General features: G+C 51.4%; 16 protein-coding genes and 1 tRNA gene. 8 read left to right on the top strand and 9 right to left on the bottom strand.

Features of this window, described 5'->3' with window-relative positions:
* Nucleotides 1-2 precede the first annotated feature (2 nt).
* From ACMGDE_RS08335 to mtaB, 4 genes are all read left to right on the top strand, one after another.
* On the top strand, nucleotides 3-1505 hold the full coding sequence (locus tag ACMGDE_RS08335) for a Y-family DNA polymerase (RefSeq protein WP_436832318.1): 1503 nt from the start codon (nucleotides 3-5) through the stop codon (nucleotides 1503-1505).
* A complete protein-coding gene (locus tag ACMGDE_RS08330) occupies nucleotides 1489-4653 on the top strand; it encodes an error-prone DNA polymerase (RefSeq protein ID WP_436832317.1) in 3165 nt (1054 codons plus the stop codon). The genes ACMGDE_RS08335 and ACMGDE_RS08330 overlap by 17 nt, the downstream gene beginning before the upstream one ends.
* Before the next feature lie 71 nt (nucleotides 4654-4724).
* Nucleotides 4725-4799, top strand: a tRNA-Val gene (locus ACMGDE_RS08325).
* Nucleotides 4800-4969: 170 nt separating this feature from the next.
* Nucleotides 4970-6289 carry a tRNA (N(6)-L-threonylcarbamoyladenosine(37)-C(2))-methylthiotransferase MtaB gene (gene mtaB / locus ACMGDE_RS08320; protein WP_436832316.1) on the top strand — a complete coding sequence of 440 codons (1320 nt, stop codon included), beginning with the start codon at nucleotides 4970-4972 and terminating at the stop codon, nucleotides 6287-6289.
* On the opposite strand, the gene ACMGDE_RS08315 is transcribed toward mtaB, so the two are convergent.
* From ACMGDE_RS08315 to ACMGDE_RS08305, 3 genes are read right to left on the bottom strand one after another with little or no spacing between them, the layout of a single operon-like run.
* Nucleotides 6267-7253 carry an MlaD family protein gene (locus ACMGDE_RS08315; protein ID WP_436832315.1) on the bottom strand — a complete coding sequence of 329 codons (987 nt, stop codon included), beginning with the start codon at nucleotides 7251-7253 and terminating at the stop codon, nucleotides 6267-6269. The genes mtaB and ACMGDE_RS08315 overlap by 23 nt on opposite strands.
* Before the next feature lie 3 nt (nucleotides 7254-7256).
* Nucleotides 7257-8030: an ABC transporter ATP-binding protein gene (locus tag ACMGDE_RS08310; RefSeq protein WP_436832314.1), complete on the bottom strand. Its 774-nt coding sequence runs from the start codon at nucleotides 8028-8030 to the stop codon at nucleotides 7257-7259.
* A 2-nt stretch (nucleotides 8031-8032) separates the two neighbouring features.
* Nucleotides 8033-8794, bottom strand: a complete 762-nt coding sequence (locus tag ACMGDE_RS08305) for an MlaE family ABC transporter permease (protein WP_436832313.1) — start codon at nucleotides 8792-8794, stop codon at nucleotides 8033-8035.
* Between the two features lie 205 nt (nucleotides 8795-8999).
* Between ACMGDE_RS08305 and ACMGDE_RS08300 the strand changes: the two genes are divergently transcribed.
* The 4 genes from ACMGDE_RS08300 to ACMGDE_RS08285 all read left to right on the top strand — a co-directional run bounded on the left by ACMGDE_RS08300 (nucleotide 9000) and on the right by ACMGDE_RS08285 (nucleotide 13041).
* Complete coding sequence (locus ACMGDE_RS08300) at nucleotides 9000-10310, top strand: DUF6600 domain-containing protein (RefSeq protein ID WP_436832312.1); 1311 nt, start codon at nucleotides 9000-9002, stop codon at nucleotides 10308-10310.
* A gap of 92 nt (nucleotides 10311-10402) precedes the next feature.
* Complete coding sequence (locus tag ACMGDE_RS08295) at nucleotides 10403-11158, top strand: SGNH/GDSL hydrolase family protein (protein ID WP_436832311.1); 756 nt, start codon at nucleotides 10403-10405, stop codon at nucleotides 11156-11158.
* 13 nt (nucleotides 11159-11171) lie between these two features.
* Nucleotides 11172-12335 (top strand): nicotinate phosphoribosyltransferase, encoded by a 1164-nt coding sequence (pncB, locus tag ACMGDE_RS08290; protein WP_436832310.1) that lies wholly within the window; start codon nucleotides 11172-11174, stop codon nucleotides 12333-12335.
* 1 nt (nucleotide 12336) lies between these two features.
* The gene (locus tag ACMGDE_RS08285; protein WP_436832309.1) at nucleotides 12337-13041 is read left to right on the top strand and encodes a class I SAM-dependent methyltransferase; all 705 of its coding nucleotides are present in this window, start codon (nucleotides 12337-12339) and stop codon (nucleotides 13039-13041) included.
* 36 nt (nucleotides 13042-13077) lie between these two features.
* On the opposite strand, the gene ACMGDE_RS08280 is transcribed toward ACMGDE_RS08285, so the two are convergent.
* The 6 genes from ACMGDE_RS08280 to serS form a co-directional block, all read right to left on the bottom strand.
* The gene (locus ACMGDE_RS08280; RefSeq protein ID WP_436832308.1) at nucleotides 13078-14571 is read right to left on the bottom strand and encodes a RagB/SusD family nutrient uptake outer membrane protein; all 1494 of its coding nucleotides are present in this window, start codon (nucleotides 14569-14571) and stop codon (nucleotides 13078-13080) included.
* An 11-nt stretch (nucleotides 14572-14582) separates the two neighbouring features.
* Nucleotides 14583-17660: a SusC/RagA family TonB-linked outer membrane protein gene (locus ACMGDE_RS08275; RefSeq protein ID WP_436832307.1), complete on the bottom strand. Its 3078-nt coding sequence runs from the start codon at nucleotides 17658-17660 to the stop codon at nucleotides 14583-14585.
* An 807-nt stretch (nucleotides 17661-18467) separates the two neighbouring features.
* Nucleotides 18468-19439, bottom strand: a complete 972-nt coding sequence (locus ACMGDE_RS08270; RefSeq protein WP_436832306.1) for a DUF1735 domain-containing protein — start codon at nucleotides 19437-19439, stop codon at nucleotides 18468-18470.
* Nucleotides 19440-19449: 10 nt separating this feature from the next.
* Nucleotides 19450-21018 (bottom strand): SusD/RagB family nutrient-binding outer membrane lipoprotein, encoded by a 1569-nt coding sequence (locus tag ACMGDE_RS08265; protein ID WP_436832305.1) that lies wholly within the window; start codon nucleotides 21016-21018, stop codon nucleotides 19450-19452.
* 33 nt (nucleotides 21019-21051) lie between these two features.
* Nucleotides 21052-24195, bottom strand: coding sequence for a SusC/RagA family TonB-linked outer membrane protein (locus tag ACMGDE_RS08260; protein WP_436832304.1), 3144 nt, complete (start codon nucleotides 24193-24195; stop codon nucleotides 21052-21054).
* A gap of 431 nt (nucleotides 24196-24626) precedes the next feature.
* A complete protein-coding gene (gene serS / locus ACMGDE_RS08255; protein WP_436832303.1) occupies nucleotides 24627-25901 on the bottom strand; it encodes a serine--tRNA ligase in 1275 nt (424 codons plus the stop codon).
* Between the last annotated feature and the right edge of the window lie 85 nt (nucleotides 25902-25986).

Raw genomic sequence — 25986 nt, 5'->3', positions numbered from 1 at the left:
TGATGAACAAGCGCTATATGACGATATGGTTCCCCCACCTGACGACGGACTGGATGACGCTCCGGCACCCCGCCTTGCGGGAGTGGCCCTTTGTCTTCGCCGCTCCCCAGCATGGGCGCATGGTCGTCACGGCGGCAAACCCCATCGCGGAGGCACAGGGAATCGCCGAGGGAATGGTGGTGGCCGATGCCAAGGCGTTCATTACCGGCTTACAGGTATTTGACCATAAACCGGCGTTGGCCGGAAAGCTGCTGAAGGCGTTCGGCCTATGGTGCATACGCTATACGCCCACCGTATCCATCGCTGGATCCGACGGACTTATCCTCGATATCAGCGGCTGTGCCCACCTATGGGGAGGCGAACAGGCATACTTCCGCGAAATGGTCGAACGGCTCAACAGCAAGGGGTACACCATACGGGCCGCCATCGCCGACACCATCGGCGCTGCCTGGGCCATGGCCCGGTATGGCAAGGCTGACCCCATCCTGGAAAGCAGCGCCCAGCTCCATGCGTTGCTACCCCTACCCCCTGCCGCGCTACGCCTGCCGCCCGATACTGTGCAGCGGCTGCATAAACTGGGGCTCCGCACCATCGGCAGCTTCATAGGGATGCCCCCCTCGGTCCTGCGGAGGCGGTTTGGGGAGGGGTTGCTGCTGAAGCTCCGGCAAGCGGCCGGACAGGAAGATGAATACCTCCACCCCTTGCAGCCCGTAATGCCTTACGAGGAGCGGCTGCCTTGTCTGGACCCCATACGGACGGCTACGGGCATTGAAATAGCCCTCCAGCAGCTGCTGGAGGCGCTGTGCAAACGACTCTCCAAGGAAGGTGTGGGGGTGCGGGAAGCGGTATTGACGGGATATCGCATCGATGGCAAAACAGCACAGGTAACCATCGGTACCAGCCAGGCTACCGCCAGTGTCCGCCATATCCGCAGGCTCTTCGAACTTAAAATACCGCAGATCGAGCCCGCGCTGGGCATCGAGCTGTTTGTCTTGCAGGCCACGAAGGTGGCCGATACCAATTCCGTGCAGGAATCGCTGTGGAATAATGCCCCCGGACTGGAGGACACGGCCCTAGCTGAATTGCTGGACAGGCTGAGGGGAAAGGTCGACACCTGCACGGTGAGCCGCTACCTGCCCGATGAACACCATTGGCCCGAGCGGTCCTTCAAACGGGCATCCGCCATCGGGGAAAAACCCGCTATCGGGTGGCGCCACGACAAGCCGCGCCCCATCCGTTTGCTAACCAAACCGGAGCCTATCGAAGTATCGGCACCCATACCGGACTATCCGCCCATGACATTCCGCTACAAGAGTACCGTGCATCACGTCAAAAAAGCGGATGGCCCGGAGCGGATAGCACGCGAATGGTGGATGGATGAGGGCGAGCACCGCGATTATTACCATGTAGAGGATGAACAAGGCCGGCGCTATTGGCTGTTCCGCTCGGGGCATTACCAGGAGGGCAGTCCCCAGCGCTGGTTTATCCATGGATTTTTTGCTTAATGCGATGAGCTATTCCGAATTGCAGGTCACCACGAATTTCAGTTTCCTCCGCGGAGCCTCCCACCCCGAGGAGCTAATGGAGCGGGCAGCGGCCCTCGCCTACCCGGCGATCGCGGTCACCGACCGCAATAGCGTTGCAGGCATCGTACGTGCACATATCGCCGCCAAAAAACATGGCATACGCCTGATCCCCGCTTGCCGCCTGGACCTACAGGATGGTCCGAGTTTGCTGGCTTACCCCACCGACAGGGAAGCCTATGGCCGCCTTTCTTCCCTGCTGACGACAGGCAACCTCGTCGCAGAAAAGGGAGCGTGCTACCTCAAGAAAGAAGAGGTATATTCCAAAAGCAAGGACATGAAGTTCATCGTGGTGCCCCCGCCAGCGCTGACTACCACGTTTGAATTGGATCCGGCTTTCCAGCTACAGGTGGGCGAATACCGTGAGGCGTTCGGCCATGCGCTGTATCTGGGGGCAACCCGTTCTTATGTGGGCGATGACAGTAAAAAATTATTTCGTCTTTTCCAATTGGCGGAGCGGCTGGATATGCCCATGGTGGCGACCAATGATGTGCATTACCATGCACCGGACAGGCGCGAATTGCAGGATGTGCTCACCTGCATCCGCGAAAAATGCACCATCCACCATGCCGGGTTCAGGCTCCATCAGCATGCCGAACGGTACCTGAAACCCATCGAAGAAATGCAGCGCCTCTTCCGCCCGTATCCCGATGCCATCCGCTATACGGCGGAGATTGCCGAAGCTTGCCAGTTTTCATTGGATAGCCTGCAATATGTGTATCCCGAAGAGCTGACCAGCGACGACCGGACACCGCAGGAGGAGCTGGTTTTCCGTACTTGGGAAGGGGCCAATGAGCGGTTCAATGGCACCATACCGGATGCCATCAAAGAAACCATTACCCAAGAATTGGCCTTCATCGAACGGAAAAATTATGCCTCCTATTTCCTCACCGTATACGACTATGTACGCTTCGCGCGTGAGCGGCATATCCTGTGCCAAGGGCGCGGCTCGGCGGCCAACTCGGTGGTCTGCTACTGCCTGGGCATCACCTCCGTCAATCCCACGAAAGTCAAGCTGCTCTTTGCCCGCTTCATGTCTGATGCGCGTGACGAGCCGCCCGACATCGATGTTGACTTTGAGCATGAACGGCGGGAGGAAGTCATCCAATACATATATGGAAAGTACACCCGCGACCGTGCGGCCATCGTCGCTACCGTGACGCAGGAACGGCAGAAGGGTGCCATCCGCGATGTGGGGAAGGCCATGGGGCTGTCACTGGATGCTGTAGGCCGTCTATCCAAAGCCATCGGTGGCTTCTGGGACGATGGGATCGACGAAAAGCGGCTGGCCGAGCAGGGATTCAATCCCAACGATCCGCAATTGCGGAAGGTGCTGGAGCTCACCGCCCAGCTGGTGGGCTTTCCCCGCCAGTTGGGCCAGCATACGGGCGGTTTCGTCATTACCCAAGGGCAGCTGCGCGAGCTGTGCCCCATCCTCAAGGCCCGTATGCAAGACCGTACCTGCCTGGAGTGGAATAAGGATGACCTGGAAGCCTTGGGATTCCTCAAGGTAGACGTGCTGGGGTTGGGCATGCTCACCTGCATCCGCAAGGCCTTTGACCTGGCAAAACAACATAAAAACCTGGACCTCACACTGGCCAATATTCCCCAGGATCTGCCAGCGGTATACGAGATGGTGAGCCATGCCGATACGTTGGGCGTGTTCCAGATCGAGAGCCGGGCGCAGATGTCTATGCTGCCGCGCCTGCGGCCGAAGGACTTTTACGACCTCGTGATCGAGGTGGCTATTGTGCGGCCCGGACCGATACAGGGGGATATGGTGCATCCCTACCTGCGCCGCCGCAACGACGAGGAACGCGTGGATTACCCTTCGGAAGAAATCAAGGGCATCTTGGAGCGGACATTGGGTGTGCCCTTGTTTCAGGAGCAGGCCATGGAAATCGCCATCGTGGCGGCGGGCTTCTCCCCCGCCGAGGCCGATGAGCTGCGCCGCAGCATGGCTACCTTCAAAGCCAAGGGAGAGGTAGCCCGTTTTCAGGAAAAAATGGTGAGCGGCATGGTGGCCAAAGGCTATACCGCTGAATTTGCCCAGCGGGTATTCAACCAACTGAAAGGATTTGGCAGTTATGGATTCCCCGAAAGCCATGCCGCTTCTTTCGCCCTGCTGGTATACATCTCCTGCTGGCTGAAATGTTTTCATCCTGATATCTTTGCTGCGGCCCTGCTCAACAGTCAGCCCATGGGATTCTATCAGCCCGCACAGATCGTCATCGATGCCCGCAAGCATGGGGTCACTGTACTACCCGTTGACATCAACCATTCCCACTGGGACAACACGCTGGAAGAAATGGCGGGCAAGTATCAGGCACTGCGCTTGGGTTTCCGCCAGGTCAAGGGCATACGCGAGGAAGATATACAGGCTTTGGTGGCCGGGCGGTCGTCGGCATATGCTGATATCCCCGCGCTATGCCGGGCAGGCGTACAACAGGCGACACTTGAACGGCTGGCCGATGCCGATGCCTTCCGCTCCCTGGGCCTCGACCGGCGGCAGGCCCTGTGGGAAGTCGCCGCCCTGCATGATCGTCCCATCGCGCTGTTTGACGGACAGCCGTCCGAAAGCGCTGTGGAGCCGCAGATGAGACTGCCCCTGATGACACCGGGGGAGCATGTCGTGCAGGACTATGCAACCACTGCCCTCTCCCTCAAGGCACATCCTGTCAGCCTGGTGCGCGAAAAGCTGGACCTGCTGCACGCCGTGCCGACGGGGCAGCTGGTCTCCATGAAAAATGGCATGCCCGTAAAGGTCTGTGGGATGGTGACCGTACGGCAACGGCCGGGCACTGCAAAAGGGGTCTTGTTCATCACCATTGAGGACGAAACCGGATTTGCCAACTTGGTGGTGTGGAGCAACCTGTTTGACCGGTACCGGAAGGAGATCCTGCGCTCGAAGCTGCTTATGGTAGAGGGCACCTTACAGGTAGAAGGTGAAGTGATCCACGTGATGGTCAGCCGCTGCTTCGATCTCACTGGATTACTGCACGGGCTGGCGACCGCCAACGATGAGGATATGACCACAGGGGTCTTCCATAAGGGAAGGAATTTTAAATGAGGGAGAGGGATATTGTCATAAAAAACGATTTGCATCATCGGTAAAAAAAACTATTTTTGCGGAGTATTTCAGGGAAATTAGCTCAGTTGGTTCAGAGCACTACCTCGACAAGGTAGGGGTCACAGGTTCGAGCCCTGTATTTCCCACAAGGTCCTCGGCGCTCAAGCCGAGTTTTTTATGGCATTGATTCAGGCGATTGCTCGACAACTGGAATCGGTTCGCGTTGCTCCCAATTCCTAGGTTGTCTCTGCAACCGCCTGAATCACCAGCAAAGCACTAGATTATTCACTGTTTTTCCTTACCTTTGCCCCTCGAAATGGGCAGAAAAGTCGCTTTTTATACGTTAGGGTGTAAACTGAATTTCTCAGAAACATCCTCCATTGGCCGTATTTTCCAACAGGCCGGATACGAGACCGCTCCTTTCAATAGCACAGCAGACATCTACGTGATCAATACCTGTTCGGTCACCGAGCATGCCGACCGGAAGTGCCGCAAGGTGGTGAAGGAGGCGCTCCGCCATTCGCCAAGCGCTTATATCGTGGTGGTGGGCTGCTATGCCCAACTGAAACCGCGCGAGATCACCGAAATACCGGGGGTAGACATGGTGCTGGGAGCCGCCGAGAAGTTCAATATCGTGCAGCATCTCGACGATTTAACCAAGCAACCCAAGGCGGTCGTGCGCAATGCGCCGATTGCAGAAACCAACCAGTTCGTCCCCGCGTTTTCCATAGGCGACCGCACGCGAACCTTTCTCAAGGTACAGGATGGATGCGATTATTCATGCACGTTTTGCACGATTCCGCTGGCACGGGGTGCCAGCCGTAGCGGAACCATCGCCAATATCGTGCAGCAAGCGGAAGAAATCGCTGCCTCCGGTGTCAAGGAAATCGTGCTTACCGGCGTCAATATCGGCGACTTCGGCCTCCGCAACGGCGAGCGCGAAGACCGTTTCTTCGACCTCATTAACGCATTGGATGCGGTGGAAGGGATAGACCGCTTCCGCATATCATCCATCGAGCCCAACCTGCTCAGCGATGAGATCATCGAATATGTGGCGCAATCCAAACGCTTCGTCCCCCACTTCCACATCCCCCTGCAATCCGGCTCGAATAACATATTGAAGCTTATGCGCAGGCGTTACCGGCGAGAGCTGTATGCCAGCCGCGTGGCGAAGATCAAGGAGCTGATGCCCGACTGCTGCATTGGTGTCGACGTCATCGTTGGGTTTCCGGGCGAAACACGGGAAGACTTCCTGGATACCTACCAGTTTCTCCAGGCACTGGATATCTCCTACCTCCATGTGTTTACCTATTCCGAGCGGGAAAACACCATCGCTGCGCAGATGGAGGGTGCTATCCCCGGTGCGCAACGTAGCGAACGCAGCAAAATGCTGCACATCCTGTCCGAAAAAAAGCGCCGCGCATTTTACCAAACCCAATTGGGAAAAGAAGCAGAAGTGCTGTTCGAGGGCGATATCAAGGATGGCTACATGCACGGTTTCAGCCGCAACTACGTCAAAGTACGCACACCCTATGACCCATTACTGGTGAATGAATTAGCCCCTGTCAAATTCTTGGAGATCGCTGACAGCGGAGACGTCGAAATAACGGAACCTATTGCTGTTTCGCTTCCTTAGCCGCTTCGCGCTCCTGTTTCCGGAAAAATCCCCTGAACAAAAAATTGTGCTGTAGTGCCTCCATGTTCTGATCCAACTTCTGCGTGCTTTGCTCCAGGTTGTACAACGTCTGCCGGATGTTTTCAGCCGCTTCGGCGTCGTTGAGCAACACCCCCACGGCATTGTCCTGATCATCCAATTTGCCGGCCGTTTGATTCAGGTTGGTCACCAAGGCCGAAGCCGTTTGGGTGATCCCCTCCAATTGCGCTACGGCCGACTGCAAATTGCCATAAACAACCGTATCGGTCAGCAGGTCATTGATGAGCGTGCCCTCCTGATTGAGTTTCGTCGTCAATTGGTTGAGCGCCAGCGAAGCCTTTGCCGTATTAGCCGTCGTCTGGTTGAGGTTCGCGATCATCAGCTTCATGTTCGTCGCCATCATCGAATCCGTGAGCAACGCGCCCACGGTACCTTCGCCGCGTGCCACGCGGGCACTCAATTCGCCGAAATTCTTGGTGATCTCCACCAGGTTTTCATTGTTCACCTGCAAGGTAGCCATCATCTCGTCCAATCCGCCAGCAGGTGCCGTCTGCAACACATCACCATCGTCAACGGGTGGCACATCGCTGCTTCCCCCTTCAATGACGATCAGCTTATTACCGATGAAACTTTCGGAACCTATTTTGGCCATCGCATCCTTGCGGATATACTGCCGGGAGGCCTCCTCGATCACCATGGATATCTCTACCTCCTTGAGGTTTTTAAACCGGATTGCCTTAATGGTGCCGATTTTCACGCCGGAAAACCACACATTATTCCCCGCTTTCAGTCCGCTCACATCACTGAATACGGTAGTCACGGTGATGGTTTTCGTGAAGCGGTTTTGCTGTCCGCCAAGTACCAAAATACCAGCCACCAAGATGATCAGCCCCACCAGCACAAACAACCCCACGATAACCGAACGTTTATTTTCTGTAGCACTCATAGCTTATTTGATAAAATTATAGTCATAAAACGGCTTCACCCGTTCATCATCCGTGTCGAAGATCTCGTCAAAATTTCCTTGCCGTTCGAATCTTCCCTCGAGCAGCATGACGATACGGTTGCCCACATTTTTGGCACATGACAGGTCATGCGTGATGATAATCGACGATGTCTTGTATTTTTCCTGCACCTCATTGATCAGCCCATTGATCTCGATGCACGTGATGGGATCAAGACCCGCCGTGGGCTCATCGTATAGCATGATTTCAGGGCGGAGTATCAACGTACGTGCAATGCCGATCCGCTTCCGCTGTCCGCCCGACAACTCCGAAGGCATCTGATTGATGGTATGCAACAAGCCCACAGCATCCAGCACATCCTCCACTTCATGATTGATATCCGCACGCGAAAGGTGCCGTTTATTCCGGACCAACGGAAACTCCAGGTTCGCCCGTACGGTCATGCTGTCATACAGTGCGCTGTTTTGGAACGAAAAGCCGATTTTCAACCGAAGCTGCTGCAATTCCTTCTCACCCAGTTCATCCACCTGCTCACCCAATACTTCAATGGTACCCGCATCCGGCTTCAATAAGCCGGATATCAATTTGATCAGCACCGATTTGCCCGTGCCCGAACGACCCAGGACCACCAGGTTTTCACCCTTGAACAAATGAAGATCCACGCCGCGCAAAACATGCAGATCGCCGAACGACTTGCTGACCTCCAGCACGTTGATCACCCGGGTATTATAATCGATATGTCCGTCCGTCTTCAACATGGTTAAGCCCGCATTGCCTGAATAATTTGCACAATCAATATCTCTTCAATAAATATCAGGAACATGGACATCACCACCGCCCAGTTGGCTGCCCGGCCCACACCCTCGGTACCCTTAGAAGAGTGGTATCCCTGATAACAGCCCACGATGCCGATGGTAAACCCAAATGCCACCGCCTTCAATACCAATGAAAAAACATCCAGATAAGTGACCGCCTCAAATACCTGATCGAAGTATACGCGAAAGCTCGTGTTTTCGCCCTGATTGACGCTCAGGAAAGCACCCAACAGCGCAACGGCAGCCGTATATAGGGAAAGAACAGGTATGCTGATCGTCGTGGCCAACACCCGGCTCACGACCAAAAACTTAAAGGGATTCGTACCCGACACTTCCATGGCATCGATCTGCTCGGTTACTTTCATCGAGCCCAGTTCAGCCCCGATCTGAGAGCCCACCTTGCCTGACGCGATCAGTGCGGTTACCAGCGGTGCCAATGCCCGGATGATCGCGATGGATATCAGCGCCGGCAACCACGAGGTCGCGCCAAATTCGGCCAAGGAAGGACGGGACTGATTGGTGAATACAATGCCCGTGATGAAGCCGGTAAGCGATATCAGCGGCAGCGACTTCCACCCTACTTCAAAGCACTGCCGGATGATTTCCTTAAACTCATAGGGCGGCCGGAATAGCTCCCTGAAGAAACGCATGACAAACCGATGAATATTGGCCAGTTCGATCAGTGTACGTTGTATCTTTTTTATCATCAGGAATATGAGCAGTTAAGGCTGCAAACTTAGATAAAATGCCTCTAATATCCTTATGTTAACACGTATTTCGGGAAAATGTTCTCCAAACATCCGCCGTAACAATTTAGAGAGGGTCCACACCGGCCATTAAACCATCGGTCTATCCGCGCAGTCATACCACCAGATAACGAATAAAAGTGTGGTACATTTAAATCAACATATCATGAAAACGTTAACGAAAGCCGGACGATCAGTATTGGTTGCATTAGCCTTCTTGGCCATTGCCGCCTCCAACACCGTGAAGGCTCAGCCCGGCATGAGCGTTTCATTTCAAACATTTTATGACGAACTCGCGCCCTACGGGGAATGGGTAGACGATCCCGAATACGGGTACATCTGGTTGCCAGACGCCGAACCGGGTTTTCAGCCCTATGCCACTAATGGACATTGGGTGATGACCTCCTACGGCAACACATGGGTATCAGACTACACATGGGGATGGGCACCGTTCCATTACGGGCGCTGGGAATATACGGACTACTACGGCTGGGCCTGGATACCTGGTTACGAATGGGGACCCGCTTGGGTCAGCTGGAGGAGCGGCGACGGCTATTACGGATGGGCACCATTAGCCCCCCGTATGAGCATCAATGTCAGCATCGGCATACCGCATCACCATTGGATATTCGTACCCCAACGCTACATCTGCAGTCCAAGGCTCTATAGCTACTATGTACCGTATCGAAACCGCGTGACCATCTATAATCGCACCACGATCATCAACAACACGTACGTGTACAACAACCGCACGTATGTGAGCGGTCCGCGGCGCAGCGAGATCGAACGCGTTACCCGCAGCCAGGTTCCCGTAAGGCAGATCAACAACGCCTCACGCCCCGGAAGGGCAGCAGTAAGCAGCCGTTCGGTAAGCCTTTACCGTCCGGAAGTAGACCGCAATAGCCGTACATCGGCAAGGCCTGCACAGGTATCAGATGCACGAAGCGCGGTACGCTCATCCAGCTCACGCAGCGGCAGTCGGTCGGAAGCTGCCGCCCCGCGCAGTTCTTCGGCAACACGGGGTTCAGCAACACGTGGATCAGCAGTAGCGCCACGCAGCTCGTCTGCACCGGAAAGAAGCAGCGCACGCGCATCACGCACCTCATCGGAAAGCCGGAAAGCCGTAGCAACACCCGGTAGCCAGCGAAGCAGCAATGCACGCCCTACTGCCAGTCGCCCTGAAATGAGCAGCCGCCAAAGGGGAACGGGTGAACGAAGTACAACTGCGGTAAAAACCTCGTCAGCCACCACGCGCAGCAACGGCGGCAACGCCCCGCGCATGCGCAGCAGTGCACCACGGGTACAAAACAGTGCGCCTAGCGCACAAAAAAGCGCCCCCAGCCGTCAGCCCACCGTATCGTCGCGCGCCACATCACGCCCAAGCGTATCCACAAGCCGGAGTTCCGAGCGGAAAAGCAGCAGCGCCACGCGCAGCAGGTCGTCCGAGCGGGGAAGTTCCGGACGGGGAAGAGGATAATCATACATCAGTTTTTTTAAGTAGTGAAAGGAGGGAAACCTCCTTTTTTCATTTAAATGGCTATCTTTGAATCATCAAACCCATTATTGACCATGGATAAAAGCAGAAGAACATTCATCAGCACATCCCTCAAGGGAGCAGCATTGGCTATCAGCCTCCCCGAAATCGTAAGCGCAGCGACCGCCTCGACCCATTCAGCACCGGCTATCCGGATACAGCCGAACGACGTCATCCTGTTCCAGGGCGACTCCATCACCGATGCAGGCCGCGATAAAGAAAACAACACACCCAATAATAGTCGCGCATTGGGCAATGGATATGCCTTCCTCGCCGCGGCGCGGCTGCTGCACGCCCATGCTTCCCAACGGCCCACCATCTACAATAAGGGCATCAGCGGCAACAAGGTACACCAATTAGCTGAACGCTGGGATCAGGACTGCTTGGCCATCAAACCAACTATTCTGAGTATCCTCATCGGCGTCAACGATTATTGGCATACGCTCAACGGCGACTACAAGGGCACCGTGCAGGTATATCGCGACGATTACCGGAAGTTGCTCGACCGCACGTTGGCAGCGCTCCCCAATGTAAAACTCATCATCGGCGAACCCTTCGCCGTCAACAACGTCAAAGCGGTGACGGACGCTTGGTATCCGGCATTTGATGAATACCGCCAGGCAGCCCGGGAGATCGCCACAGCGTACAAGGCCGCCTTCATCCCCTACCAACGCGTTTTTGACGAAGCCACCAAACAGGTCTCGCCTGAATATTGGACGGGAGACGGTGTGCACACCACACTGGCCGGTGCCCAATTGATGGCCGAAGCGTGGTTAAGTACGGTGAAATAGGGATGGGACGCGGATGATCAACTCCATACTGGACAACGACTTCTACAAATTCACCATGCAACACGCCGTGGTGAAGCAATTTCCCAAGGCCAAGGCGAAGTACCAGTTTATCAACCGAGGCGGGCATGGCTTTCCGAAAGGATTTGCCGAGGAGCTGCGCAACGCCATCGATGACCTGGCCAAGCTGCAATTGACACGGCAGGAAAAATACTATTTCGCCGATACCTGCCCGTACATCGATCCCACCTACTTCGATTTCCTGCAGGGCTACCGGTACGATCCGGAGGAAGTGCATATCCAGCAACACGGCGAAGACCTCCACGTAGCGATACAAGGATACTGGTACCGCACCATCCTGTGGGAAGTGCCCATTATGTCCCTGATATGCGAATTGTATTATCAGCTGGCCGGCCAACAGCGGCAACCGGACGAGCAGGTCGTCGCCACGGCCCGCCAAAAGATCGAGCAATATCGCCAGCTGGGCATCACCATTGCCGAATTCGGCACGCGCAGACGCCATTCTTACGCCGTACACCGGCTGGTCGTGCAGGCTCTCCGGCAATACGGCGAAGGCACATTCATCGGCACCAGCAACGTGCACATGGCCATGCGGTACCAAACCAAACCCATCGGCACCCACGCCCACGAATGGTTCATGTTCCATGCCGCCAAATACGGATTCAAGATGGCCAACCTCCTGGGGCTGGAGCATTGGTCCGATGTGTACCGAGGAGACTTGGGCATTGCCCTTTCCGACACGTATACCACCGATGTTTTTTTTACACAATTCGATAAGAAACTCACCAAATTATTCGATGGCGTGCGCCACGATAGCGGCGACCCGCTGGTGTTTGCCGACAACACCATCCGGCACTACCAGCAGAAAGGCATCGACCCCCTATCCAAAACCATCATTTTCTCCGATGGCCTGAATTATGAGAAAGTCGCCCGCATCGCCGAATATTGCCGCGGCCGCATCGGCATGTCCTTCGGCATCGGTACCAACTTCACCAATGACGTGGGATTGCTGCCCATGAATATCGTCATCAAGATGATCGAGGCTTTTCCCGAAGAAGCCCAATGGACACCCGTCATCAAGCTCTCCGACGAACCTGGCAAACATACCGGCGACGAAGCCACCATCGCACTTGCCAAACAGATCCTTCACATTCCATAGCATGACACACGATGTCCTTGGCCAAGCGCTCCACGACCACTTCCACGGAAGAACAGGTGGCAAGCTCCTGTTGCATACCAGTTATGGCGATATCGAGGAAATGCCGGTCGACGAGTTTTTCCGTGCGCCCAATGACTTTCCCGAATTGGAGCATATCGCCCTGGCGTTATGTGACGGCCCTGTACTGGATGTAGGTGCCGGGGCTGGCGGTCATGCGCTGTATCTGCAAGCACAGCATATGGATGTAACCGCCTTGGAGCATTCACCCCAGGCCTGTGCGGTCATGCGCGAGCGCGGCGTGCAACATGTTGTCTGCGCCGATTTCTTCCAGTACCAGGAAGGAACGTACGACACGTTGTTATTCATGATGAATGGCATTGGCATCGCAGGCACGATGGATGGATTAAGAGCCCTGTTCCGCCATAGCCGATCCTTGCTCAATACAGGCGGTCAGTTGCTCTTCGACTCCTCGGATATTGCGTATCTCTACGCAGACAGCACAGTAAAAAAGCCCAGCGGATATTATGGCGAAATCCAATACCGGTACGAATACAAGGGAATATATGGAGCGCAGTTCAGTTGGTTATTCATTGACCAGAAAACCCTGATCCAGCTGGCCCGGGCCGAGGGATGGGTAGTACAGGTGCTTTATGAGGATGAATACGATCAGTATCTGGTGAGGATGGAGCCCAAAAAAGGGGCCTAAGAGCCCCTTTTTAACGATAGATTACCGGTTTAGGCACTATCTCCAGCCGCCGTTGGATGTGCCGATGCCATCGGCATTGGCCGTCCTTCCGAACGTGTAGTACTCGGTTAATCCAAAAAGCTGGAGAACCTGGCCAGGTATCGGCAGCTGCAAAGGCGTACCCCTTTGCAAAAGGTCTAATTTCCGCATTTCATAAAAATGTATCTGCCCCCCGGTAGCATAGAGTTCCACATGCCTTTCGTGGTGTATGGCATCGATGATATCGTCCAGATCAGCCCCTACGGGCGCGAGGCCGCCACGGGTAACACGGGTTCCTGCATTGATAATGGCTGCGGCACCTGCCAGATCTCCGGTATAAGCGCTGGCCTCTGCCCTCAGCAAATCATTTTCAGATAGCAGCATGTTGGGTTTCGGTCCAATACCACCGGTAGTGCTGACAAACACATCATCATATCGGCTAAAGCGGTAACAGCTGAAATGATAGGTTCCCCGTTCGACAGGAAAGTCATTGGACGGCATATACTGAAAATCAGTCCCTAAGCGCTTATCCAATGGGTTTGTGGGTTGTGCAGGGTTTGGACGTTCGTCCCAATGCTGGGGCAAAGATGGTTCCATCAGGTGTGCCACATACATATCGACCCTTCCCCATCCGGTGGTAGTGGTGTAGAAATCTCCTTCAAACTGCCAGATATTGTTGTCCGCTTCGATCATCCAGCTGCTGGTAATGCCCGCATCGGCAAGGGTTTTCACGCGGACCCAGTCCACTGCGGCGAGCTCTGTCTTGTTCCTCGGAAGATAGGCCAGGATACGGGCAATGGATGTGTTAATGAGCTTTTTGAAATCAGCACCGCTCCAATCTCCGGCCGTGCCAAACCATGATGCAGGAAGGGTATAGGAATCTTCGGTCAATGCCAGTGCCTCTTCCAGGTAAGCGATGGCGGCGGCAGCCACTTGCTGGTACGGAACAGCTGAATCGAGCGTGGGCTCTGCGGTTATTACATTGTCAACGACATGGGCTTTGTCGTACAGCAAAGCAAGGTTTCCGTATGCCATCCCCAGCCCGAATTTGGCCATTGCCCGGGTAAGCTGCGTCCGGTCCACACCGTTTACCACAATCTCCATCCCTTCTTGATCGATCATGGTCAACACATCCGAAGCCGAGCCAACGGCTGAATACCACTGGTTATACGTATACCTATTTTGGCTCTCCGTGCCATAGGTAGGTGAATTATCCCAGGCCAAATCGCGGGGCTCATTGGCCATCCAGCGCATATCGAAATTACCATATGAGCAGGTGACGTTGTCGGCTGCCACGGCCAGCATGGGTTTCACGCCATCGGCGCTTTGCTCTCCATAAAATATGGTGTTGTACGTCCCACCAGCCAACGTGTATACGTCTTCAGGCGTGTTTAATACTTTTAGTCTGTCAGGCGTATTTTCATTGGGGACATCCAGGTCGCTGAATTCACAACTAACTAAGAAGCTTGTAGCAGCAAAGGCAATTAAGGGAAATTTATTTATCTTTTTCATGTTCTTTTCGATTAAAAGTTCAACCCTAAAGAGAAAGCTACGTTGCGATAGATCGGGTTTGCATTAATCCCATCTACCGGTTGCCGTACGGTACCCACTTCCGGGTCATAACCTGAATAATCCGTAATGGTAAACAGGTTCCTGCCAACGGCTTTGAGCGAAACGCCTTTAATGGCACCGTTCAGAAACCCGGTAAGCGCTTTAGAAGGAAGGTTATACCCGATGGCCACTTCTCTTAATTTCAAATAACCTGCATCTTCTACCCAATAGGCGTTCGGATTATTGGCATCGTACATGCCGGAACCCCAATACGCCGCCACTTTCTTTTGGCCCTCCGGTACACCCGCCATGTCCTGCAACTTGCTGACATTGTTAAATGTCAAACGCTGCTCGTTGCTGTTATATACATCGCCACCGCTTTTCCAGTCGATCAACACGTAGAGTGTAATCCCTTTGTAAGCAATGGTATTGGCAATGCCCATGTTGAAATTGGCGTTTCCATCCCCTATTTTGCCCAGCCATGGAGCGCCGTTTTCCGTGTAAAGGATGGGACGCTCGGCTGATGTGCCTTCGGTTCCGTCAAGAATCACGTAGCCCTCGCTGTTCACCACATAATCAGAAATACTTGCCCCTGTTGGGAGCTGGCGCGCCATTTCGTCCAAGGTGCGCACAAACTTACGACCATAAATGGAACCATAGGTTTCGCCTGCCGCTACGCGGAATGCGTTTACGTCGCCGCTCCCTGCACTCAGCCAGTAGTCGGCAATGGGCAGTTCAGTGATTTGTTGGCGCAGCAATTTGGAAAACACAATGTTTGACGACCAGGAAAAATCCGGATTCCGTACCCAATTGGCGGCCAATGAAAGTTCCAGTGTCCTGGATTCGATGGTGCCTGCATTTTGCCACTGATTCGTATATCCCCCGTTCAGGAACCCGATAAGCGGCACGTTGATAAACTGGTCGGTGGTGACAGACTGCGCATACGTTCCTTCAAAGCTGAATTTCCGGAGGAAATCCACATTTAATCCGAATTCGGTTTCAGCTGTTTGGGAAGGCTTCAAAAACGTATTCCCGGTTTGAGCCTTTGTAGCAACCCCTTGGTTCAGCGAGTATATTTCATACTGCCAGGAGAAACCCGGGCGTATGCCAGCGGTTCCGTAAGCGGCCCTTACTTTCAATTCGTCTATGCCCGGAATTGTCACATCCTGCGAAATCCGGTAAGCGCCTGACAACCTATAGTACGGATTCCAACGAGCATCGGGACCGAACAGCGAAGATCCGTCATAACGAAACATCCCGTCAAATAAATACCGGTCTTTGTAATCCAATCCCAAAATGGCAAAATAGTTATGCGCGATTTCATTTTCCTTAGTAGAGCTTGCACCATTGATAGCCGAAAAGTTGTTGAAGTTCTCGATTTCTGCAACTTGAAAACCATTGGCATTCGTATTGGTATATTCATAATGGCGGTTCTCATACAAGTAGGATAACTTACCGGTCAGGATGACATCGCCAAAGTGCTCATTTAAGTTGAGCGATACCTGCGTATTTTGGGTATTGGTTTCGCTGCTCTGTTGCGTTAGGCTACCACCGGTGTAGGCGTCAGAAGCATTCAAGGTATTCTTCGGGTTGATCAGCTCCCTTCGGTAATTTTCGATTTCAACGGTCTGCGTGACATCCAGATTTGCCCAACTGGTGAACTTGAAATTGGCGGTGTAGTTGCCCAACCACCTGCGCGTATTCCGATTATCCTGTTGCATATAAAGCGAATACAATGGATTGGTAACCTCCCCATTGAAGGGGTTTATCCGAATGTTGTAAGGCTGACCGTCACGGTTTTCTGCGAACAGATCCATATCTTTCTCCATACGGGCCAGGTTGTAGAAAATACCCGATGGCTGCTGCACTTTCCGGTTAATAAACAGATTAGAGGCACTTACTTTTAACCAAGGGGTCAATTCCTGGTCGATATTGAAACGGAAATTCTGCCGTTCGTATCCGTCACGTTGCGCCACTACACCCGCCTGGTTATTGTTTTCAAAAGATAAGAAAATGTTGTTTTTCTCTGATGCGTTAGACACGCCAACATAGTTCGTGTACGAAAGCCCTGTCTGGAAAACATCAGCGGGGTCAAACCGATATACACCGAAAGGGTTATCCATGTATCCGTCATCATCGATTGACCTGGAACCCGATATGCTACCTGGGGCCCAATAATCAGCTGCATAATCGGCGGGATACGTAACACCAGCATACTTGGTGTACAGCCCCTGGGCGGATTGCCAATCATCTGCGAGCTTATACATGTGGGAACTTGACGTTTCCAGGTAATGTTGGAGGTTTTGTAAACCTACTTCGTTTCTGATGGTCAGTTTTGGCGTTCCTAATGCCCCTTTCCCTCTTTTCGTGGTGATGGCGATCACCCCATTACCGGCACGGGAGCCGTATGCGGAAGAAGCGGCAGCGCCTCTGATGACCTCCATGGACTCCACATCATCTACGTTGATATCGGCCAGGCTGCCCTGCATGATAATCCCATCGAGCACGATAAGTGGAGATGCGCTGACATTTAGCACGTTATCTCCTCTGAGCTGGATGTCGACCTGTGTTCCGGGAGCACCTCCTACTGAAGAAGTCCTTAAGCCGGCTACTTTACCGGTCAAGGCAGAAGAAAGCGAAGTAGCCGGTACCGCATTAAGCTGCGCTTCTCCAATCTTGGTTACCGACACCGTCATTTTCCTCTTGTCGGTAGCCCCCGCCACACCGGACACGATCACTTCGTCCAATTGTTGCGCATCAGTCAACATGAAAACATCAACAAGTGAATTTTCGCCGACGGTGATTTGTTGTTCAGCGTAACCAAGGTAGGTGAAGATCAACACGTCCCCGGTATTTGCGGTAATGGTATACCTACCGCTGTCGTCTGTGGATGTGGATGTCGAAGAACCGGCTACCCGAACGCTGACACCGGTTAACGGTAAACTGCCTTCAGCACTCGAGACCGTCCCGCTAATTCGCTTGTCTTGGGCATACACCGATCCGATCAGCAATACGCCCAACATGAAAAACCCAAGTAGTTTTTGTTTCATGTGTTTTTGAATTTGGTTAAATAAAAATGTAAGATCGCATGATCCGGGACTCCGGATTTTTTATTTGGTGATGCATAAAACATCCCCGTTTGGTTCCAATACATTCATTGAAACCAATTAAGTTGAAAAGTATTGTAAACTGCACTGACCGTTTACAGGTGCATAACTCAGTCAAGGCTTATGCCAAGCCTATGCTCATATAAAGCACTGTAGTGTGTTTATTAAAACAATAATTGAGCGGTTCTTTTGAGTAATCTTAGTTAAGTGTGTTTTGTTTTGTGTTTTGGTGTGTTATAGTAAACAATTATCAGCTGATTGAGATCAAATATAATAAAAAATTAATATAAAACAAATATTTTTATCGGTATTTATGTCAATTAATCATTTAACTTGATATACTTCATTAAATTTTTAATTAAAATTGTAAAAACACTAAATCTTATTGAAATACAGCAATAAAATATGATTTAAAGTGCTAAAAATACTTTTATCACCTCAAAAATTGACGTAACAGAAGGTAATACTTCAATTTCCAACTGAAACAACAGGGCAAAAATCCGGAATTAACAAGGGTGCAAAATATTTTTAACCGAAATCTCTTTATCAAACGCTTTAGAGAGTTGTCAATCGTTGTTTTCGGCAGCTAAGGAGTTCGCCATCGTACCGAAACTGAGAAACTTGCAAGTATATTAACTAAAAAAGGGGCTGGGAGCCCCTTTTTTAGCGATAGAATTGTTTTGGGTTCACAAACACATGATACAAGCGGAACAATTCTGGGAAACCGCAGGTATATTATCAAAGGGTCATTTATTCTTCGCGTGTACCGGTGAATACCCACCGCTCGCTGTAGAAGGTACGATCTGTTCCTCCTTGAACCATCACGTAGTTTACTTCCAGCACTCTTGACCCATCTTCATTGATTGTAAATTTATTTACGCCAGTGGGATCAAGTCTAGCAGCTCTCGCACTAGAGTTTGTCCCTTGACCGAAATAGTTAGTGACATCAACAACATTATGTTCCTCATCAAAATGAAACACAGGCGCAAAATTCCCATAGTAGGACAATCCTTGAGCTACATTATCGAATATCAAATGACCATTATTTCCAATCAAGTAATCGAACATTACCACGCTGCTTCCATTAAGTGTCCTCAACTCAGCATCAAACGGATAATAGCCCACTAAATTCGAAGCAACCACATCCGACATTGGAGCGATTTCCTCTACAGCATAGACACCATCATAGATATTCTTTACCGGTAGGCTAAAAATAACTTCGCCAATGTTGCCACTGATGACACCGTAAGAACTAGATGTGATTCTTATGCCCAATGCATTATTTAAATCACCATTGAATTCAAGAGGTTTAACCTTCACTTGAAAAAGGGCAGTCTTTTCTCCCTTCGGAATGGTTACCGTGGTCGGAAATTCATAAAGAGATGGATCTAGTTGGGTGTAGGATGAACCCTCCACCGTGTTGTTATCTTCTACGGTTTCTGGTGAAGCAGCCAACTCGATCACGATGTCTTGCGGAGCCACATTTTCCGGACCAGCATAATTTACCCCAACCGTAAATTCGGCCTCCTCGACCGCCTCCAACGTCATTGGAATGTAAATGACATATTTGTCGTTATAGGTCGATATAGGCGCAGTTACATTATAAAACTCAACTACGTTATTTCCTCCCGAAGGATCCAATGCGTATTTATCGTCTTTCAGGCATGAACTCAACAAGCCGAATGCAACAAAAAGCGCTATTAATTTTGTTATCTTTTTCATTGTTCTCTAATTATTGTTTTGCCCAAAAAATCAGGTCACTAAACTGGTTCAACGTCCTCACATTATCAGGATTATACGCAAACTCCGTCTGTGGATACAACAGAATCGTCGGCAACTCATCCGGACGGGTCGAATTTGATGTCGTCGACGCAAAATTACGGTATCTATCTGCACTGGGGCTGGTTTGCGGATAGCCTGTTCTACGATATTCGTTCCAAGCTTCGTGCCCATGGATCATGTTCAATGCGATGTACTTCTGAGTGATAATAGCCTCTAGTTTCTGCTCGTCAGAGCCAGCATTAAAGTTCACCAGCGTGGAACCACTGTTATCTTCCAAGTAAGCTTCCACATCACCTTCTACATCCATGTCAGCATCAATCGCACCGTCAACAGTCGTATAAAGGTATGCAAAAGACGCAGTGATACCCGCTTCAAAACTTTCGTCAGCAGCGCCATCAATATACCCCTTCAACTGAGCCTCTGTTTGGAGGAAATAAGACTCGGCGGCGAGGAAGATCGGCTGCCCTTGCGAAGAGCCTTTCACAACTCCCAGCGCATCGGAAAGACTTGACGCATCGCCTGTATACCACGGCGAATACCCCGATCGAATCGGAGGATTGTTCTGCTCCACTCCTAACTGATTCAATGGGGTAGGCCGGCTGGCATTACCAAAATCATTGAAGATAACGCTGCCTCTGCCAGGATCACTCAATTTGGTACCATCGTAATACCCATATATGTAGAATGTGGGTACACGCGAGGCATTAGCTACATTGCCAGTCGTCGTATATCCCCAAGTCGCCCAAGTGGGGTTCGGTCGATCGGTTACATATCCCGGATTTACGATTGCATCCTCTTCGAGGAATCCCAACTCCTCATCGATGGAGGCGAACTGCGCACTCACAAAGTCCTGCAAAGATGCTACACCGGAAATCCGGATCAACAGACGGAGCTTGATAGTATTGGCCAATTTCTTCCATTGATCCATATCGCCCCCAAACAGAGGATCCGATGAGGAATTCAACGACAAAGGAAATTGAGCATTGTCAATGATATCGATGGCACTGTCTACTTTGGCCACAAGGCCTTGGTAAATATCCGGTGCGCTGTCATACTTTGGGCTCAAATTGACTGTTCCAAGCAGGGCTTCCGAATATGGCACATCCCCATGCGCGTCCACGATCAGCTGATACATATAAGCTGTCATGATCTTTGCAGCGGCATTCAGGTATGATTGTTCGTCGACACCCTCGGTTTGGTCGATCACATACTTGTAATCGTTGAGGTTGTCATAGGTGCCTGTCCAATTGGAAAAGAAACCGGGCGTGAAGTTGTAGTTCAACAACGCGCCGAAACCGGAAAATCCACCGGCATTGGCAATATAGCCTGCTAATGAACCACCATAAGTATTATAGGCCACGGCTTGGGATGCTGAACCAACGATAGCTGATGGCAGCACCAAATCGGGCTGCACCGTGGTCGCTGAGTTTGGATTTTCGTTAATATCCAAATATTTCTCGCAGGATGTGCCCAGTAAAACCAGGGCCAATGCTGCAACTTTTAAACTTATCTTTTTCATTGAAGTATTTACTATAGTGTAAACAAACCAGTGTTAAAACGTAAATGAAACCGTTCCACCAAAATAACGGGCCGGAGGCGTCAACGACACATTGGCAATCCCGATGGCGTTGCTGTCTGAGCCGTTTTGGCTATATTCCGGATCGGTGTACAGGTTGGTTTTCGGAACCCAGATAAATAGGTTACGCCCTTGGACACTGACCGTGGCCCCCTTTACATAGCCTCTGAAGATGTGCGCAGGCAAATCATACGACAAAGTAGCTTCACGCCATTTCCAAAATGCGGCTGAGTGTGCGTAGTTTTCGCCTATACCCGTGTTGCGTGTACCGTCAGTCCAGAAATCAGCTCCACCCGAACGGGTCGTAATATTCGTGTTAGCCACATATTCGCCTGAAGAAGGATCGAGATACGAAGAGTTCGGAACCACGAAACGCTCCCTATTGAACCATGTAGTGCGGATACCGGCCCCGGAGAAGTCAAATGCGGTGGTCACCCCATTATAGAAATAATGACCGGTGCGGTACTCAAACAGGGAAGTAAATCGTAAGCCTTTCCACCGGAGTTCTAAATCAGTACCCAAGATATGGGGCGGGTTGGAGGTTCCCAAGATGTCGAAGGAGCCATCCGTAGAGGGGAAGCCGCTGGTCGGATCCACAATGATACGGCCTTGCGGGTCACGGTTGTAGCGTGTGGTCTTCAATAAAGGGAAGGGCTGCCCTACTTCGGCAACAACGAGCGCGGCGGTTCCGCTGGAGCCGATCTGCAATACATCCGATTGGTTGGAGAGGGAAAGTACTTCGTTGCGATTGTGCGTGTAATTCGCTCCTACGGTCAGTGTAAATCCATTAATGTTACGTACAGGAGTTACCCGCAGGTAGGTTTCGACACCCTCGTTAAGCACTTCGCCCACGTTGGTGCGTAAGGCACTGAACCCAGAAGAAGTAGATACGGAGACACTGATAGTTTGGTCCACGGTATTGGTGCGGTAGTATGTAAACCCACCGTTAATATCTCCATTGAACAAATCGAATTCGATACCTGCCTCAGGGCCTTTCGTAATTTCAGGGTTGATATCGGGAGAAACCAAGCCGCCGTCAAGCGAGAAACCAGCAGTTCCGCCATAGGGGTAACCATTGCCTTGGCTGAACGTGGGCACCAATGCGTAAGCGCCGATCGTGGATTCCGTACTACCCAGATTCACGTTACCTACGTAGGCATAACCCGCACGTATTTTTAGGTATTCTAACCACGACACATTTTTCAACGATTCGATGGCATCGGTCACGATAAACGACACGTCAACTGAAGGATAGAAAAACGAACGGTTTTCCTTCGCTAAAATAGAACGCCAGTCATTACGGCCGGTGAAGTGAGCAAACAGGTAGTTCTTATAGCCCAAGCGAATATCTCCAAAGACAGCAAGTTGCCTGGCCCGGTAATTTTGCTCAGCGGCACCCGGATTGTTCTGGGAGTTGGAAATGTTGTAAAGGCCATCGACTACTAGTCCATTGGCACTAACCCCAACGAACTTGTTATTGTTATCACGGAGGCTGGTTCCTAAGGTTGCTTCAAATAAGAAATCCTCGGTAAAGTTTTTGGCGTATCCTGCCGTGAAATCAGAATTTAACTGGTAATACCACCGCTGCGCATCCCCGGTGTTTCCGGCAATGTCAGTCTTAGACGGCGAAATATCCTTGGTATAATCGCTCAATATAAATTTCTCCATACGATATTTGTCCCGGTAATTACGCGAACTTAGGCCAATCCGGTAGATAAAGGTCAGTTCTTCAATGGGTTTCCAACGCAGTTGAGCATTACCCTGCAGATATTCGTTAATCTCGCTGGTACGGGAATTATCCAATGTAAAATACGGATTGTCATAGTATTCGTTGTAATATCCGTTCGGATTGGCATATGGGTCGTTCTTCCAGTCTTTATATTGCGTCAAAGGAATATGTGCGGGTGTCATCATGATGTTATTGTACATCCCTGCAGGATCCGTGGTCCGATCATACCAGTTGTAGATATAATTGGCAGTGTACTCGACGTCAAAGTTGTCATAAACCTTCCTGGTTCCATTCATCCGAAGCTGCGCCCGCCAGTATTTGTCATTGGGTACGGTAGACTTCTGGGAATAGTACTGTCCGGATAAATAGTAAGTCGATTTTTCATCACCGGACGAAAGCGACAGATCAGTTTGGTTTGTCAAACCTGTTTCCCAAAAATCCCGGCGCGCATTCGTGGGCGAGTAAGGAATCGTCTGGATGGAACCGTCTTCAAGGGGTTTGCCGATCTCAACCAAAGAGCCATCGAATTCGGGGCCGTATTGCTGGTTTTCGTATGGAGTGTAAGTCTTCACGTTGTCAGGAGTAGTACCCGAACCGAATCTTGACTGCAATTGGGGATAATAGCTTACCTGTTCAACCGTAGAGGTATGTGACAGCTTGATAAAAGACTGACCGGCCTTTCCTTTTTTGGTGGTAACAATCAAGGCGCCGTTAGATGCGTCCGATCCGTATAAGGCAGCTGCACCGGCACCATTCAGCACCTGAATGTTTTCGATGTCTTCAGGATTGAGATTACCTAATAAGGAATTCGGCACGATCACGTTATCTACCACAAGGAGCGCTTGATTGTTACCGGTCAAGGAACGCTGGCCGCGCAGGACTAGGCGGTAGTTTGGGTTGATACCCCCGCTTACAGCGTTGACCTGCAAACCCGGAACTCGGCCGGAGAGGCTAGCGGCAACATTTCCGGCCTTGCCTTGAGTAATCTGTTGGCTGGAAACCGTGGTTGAGGCATTCCCTAACTGTCGTTGTTTGGCCGTCAGACCGGCACCCGTCACCACGACTTCGTCTAGACTGGTGCTTGTAGGGACGAGTGCAACATTCAGTGTGTTGCCTCGTTGGGCGTAGTTAGCCACCGATTGATCTTGAGTTTCATAACCCAGATATTGAAATCGAAGGGCATCGAAATTAGCCGGCACGGTAATGGCGTAATTACCATCGTCATCCGTGCTGGTGGCGATCGTAGAGCCAACAACCGCAACCGATACTCCCGATAACGGCGCCCCGCCTTCCGTGGACGTCACTTTTCCGCTAACAACCCTGGTTTGCGCATTGGCTAAGCCAATTGACAAAACGCAGAGCAGTACGAAACTTAGTACTCTTTGTTTCATGTGTTTTAAATTTTGGTTAATTAATTAAGATTACAGTATCCGAAATATCGGATTTCTTCATTGTGCAATGCGTTGGCATTCCAAAATATTGTTCAAATAGTAAGTTGAAATCAGCAGGTTGAAAGATTTTTAATATAGAAATCTCTTATTCCGGCAGGTTGTTTAAAACATGTGTGTTTGGCAATCGTGTGCTTGTTTTTGTAGATTTTGCTGCATACATTAAATTATCGTTCGACCATCACTATTTATCGGATCCAGCTGGCTATGCAAGGCTTGTTCATTTGTGATGGTCAAATGTAAAGCAATTATTAATAAATCACCAAATAATTGGACGATTTTTTGATAAAAAAATGCTACTTGCCGTTAAATCATCAGCAAATGGCATTTTTTTTATGTTTCAGCACAAAAACCGGCGAAAATTCGAAGGAATATTAATCAATCCACTCAAACCCGGCATAAGGCACCAGCACATCAGGCATCTTGATCCCTTTATCCGTTTGGTTATTTTCCAAAATAGAAGCCAATATCCGTGGCAGGGCCAATGCACTGCCGTTGAGGGTATGGGCCAATTGGGTTTTACCGCTTTCTCCCCCTTTGAATCGCACTTTTAGCCGGTTGCTTTGGTAAGTTTCGAAATTGGATACGGAAGATACTTCCAGCCAGCGCTTCTGGGCCGCGCTCCACACTTCCATGTCGTAGGTGAGTGCCGACGTAAAACCCATATCGCCCCCGCAAAGGCGCAGCACCCGGTAAGGGAGGTTCAGTGCTTGGAGCAGTGATTGCACATATCGGCTCATTTCTTCCAACACCGCATAGGAGCAGTCGGGATGTACGATCTGCACGACTTCTACCTTATCAAACTGGTGCAGGCGGTTCAGTCCCCTTACGTGCGCTCCGTAGGATCCGGCCTCACGGCGGAAACAGGGCGTATAAGCTGTCAGCTTGATCGGAAAATCGCCTTCTTTGACGATCGTGTCGCGGTATAGGTTGGTTACGGGCACTTCCGCCGTGGGAATAAGATACAGGTTGTCGATGCCGACGTGGTACATTTGCCCTTCCTTGTCGGGCAGCTGCCCGGTGCCGAATCCGGAGGCTTCATTGATCAGTATCGGTGGCTGCACTTCCTTATAGCCAGCCGTTGCCGCTTGATCAAGGAAAAAATTGATCATGGCGCGTTGCAAGCGGGCTCCTTTTCCTTTGTATACCGGAAATCCTGCCCCGGTCACTTTTGTCCCCAGCTCGAAGTCGATAATATCATACTTCGTTGCCAGTTCCCAATGGGGCAAGGCATCGTCCGGCAATTCGGGCCGGTGGCCGTGTTCGAGTACCACCTCGTTGTCCTCCGCGCCTACTCCCTTGGGTACGGAAGTGTGCGGCAGGTTGGGTAGCAGCACCAGCTTGTCATGCAGGTCGGTTTCTATGGCGGCCTGCTCATCGGCCAGCTTCTTCTGTTGCTCTTTGTATCCGCCGGCCTGTGCTTTCAGGACTTCCGCTTCGTCGCGCTTGCCCTGGCGCATCAGTTCGCCGATCTGCCGGGCGGCTGTATTCGCCTCGGCAGCAAGGGAGTCAGCTTCCGTCTGGAGGTGTCTGCGCCGCTCGTCCAGCGCAATCACTTCATCCACCAGCCCGATGGCCTTAAAATTGCGGACACCCAGACGTTCGATCACCTGCTCGCGGTTTTCGCGGATATAGCCTATTTGCAACATATTTTCATCTGCTTAAATTTTTCTTTATCGGCGATGAAGCTGTCATGATTTAATTATTTCACGGTGTGATTTGAAAATCATGACG

The sequence above is a fragment of the Parapedobacter brassicae genome, assembly GCF_051400755.1.
Lineage (GTDB): Bacteria > Bacteroidota > Bacteroidia > Sphingobacteriales > Sphingobacteriaceae > Parapedobacter.
The sequence above is the reverse complement of the archived record's forward strand: the minus strand, read 5'-3'. Positions and strand labels throughout refer to the sequence as shown.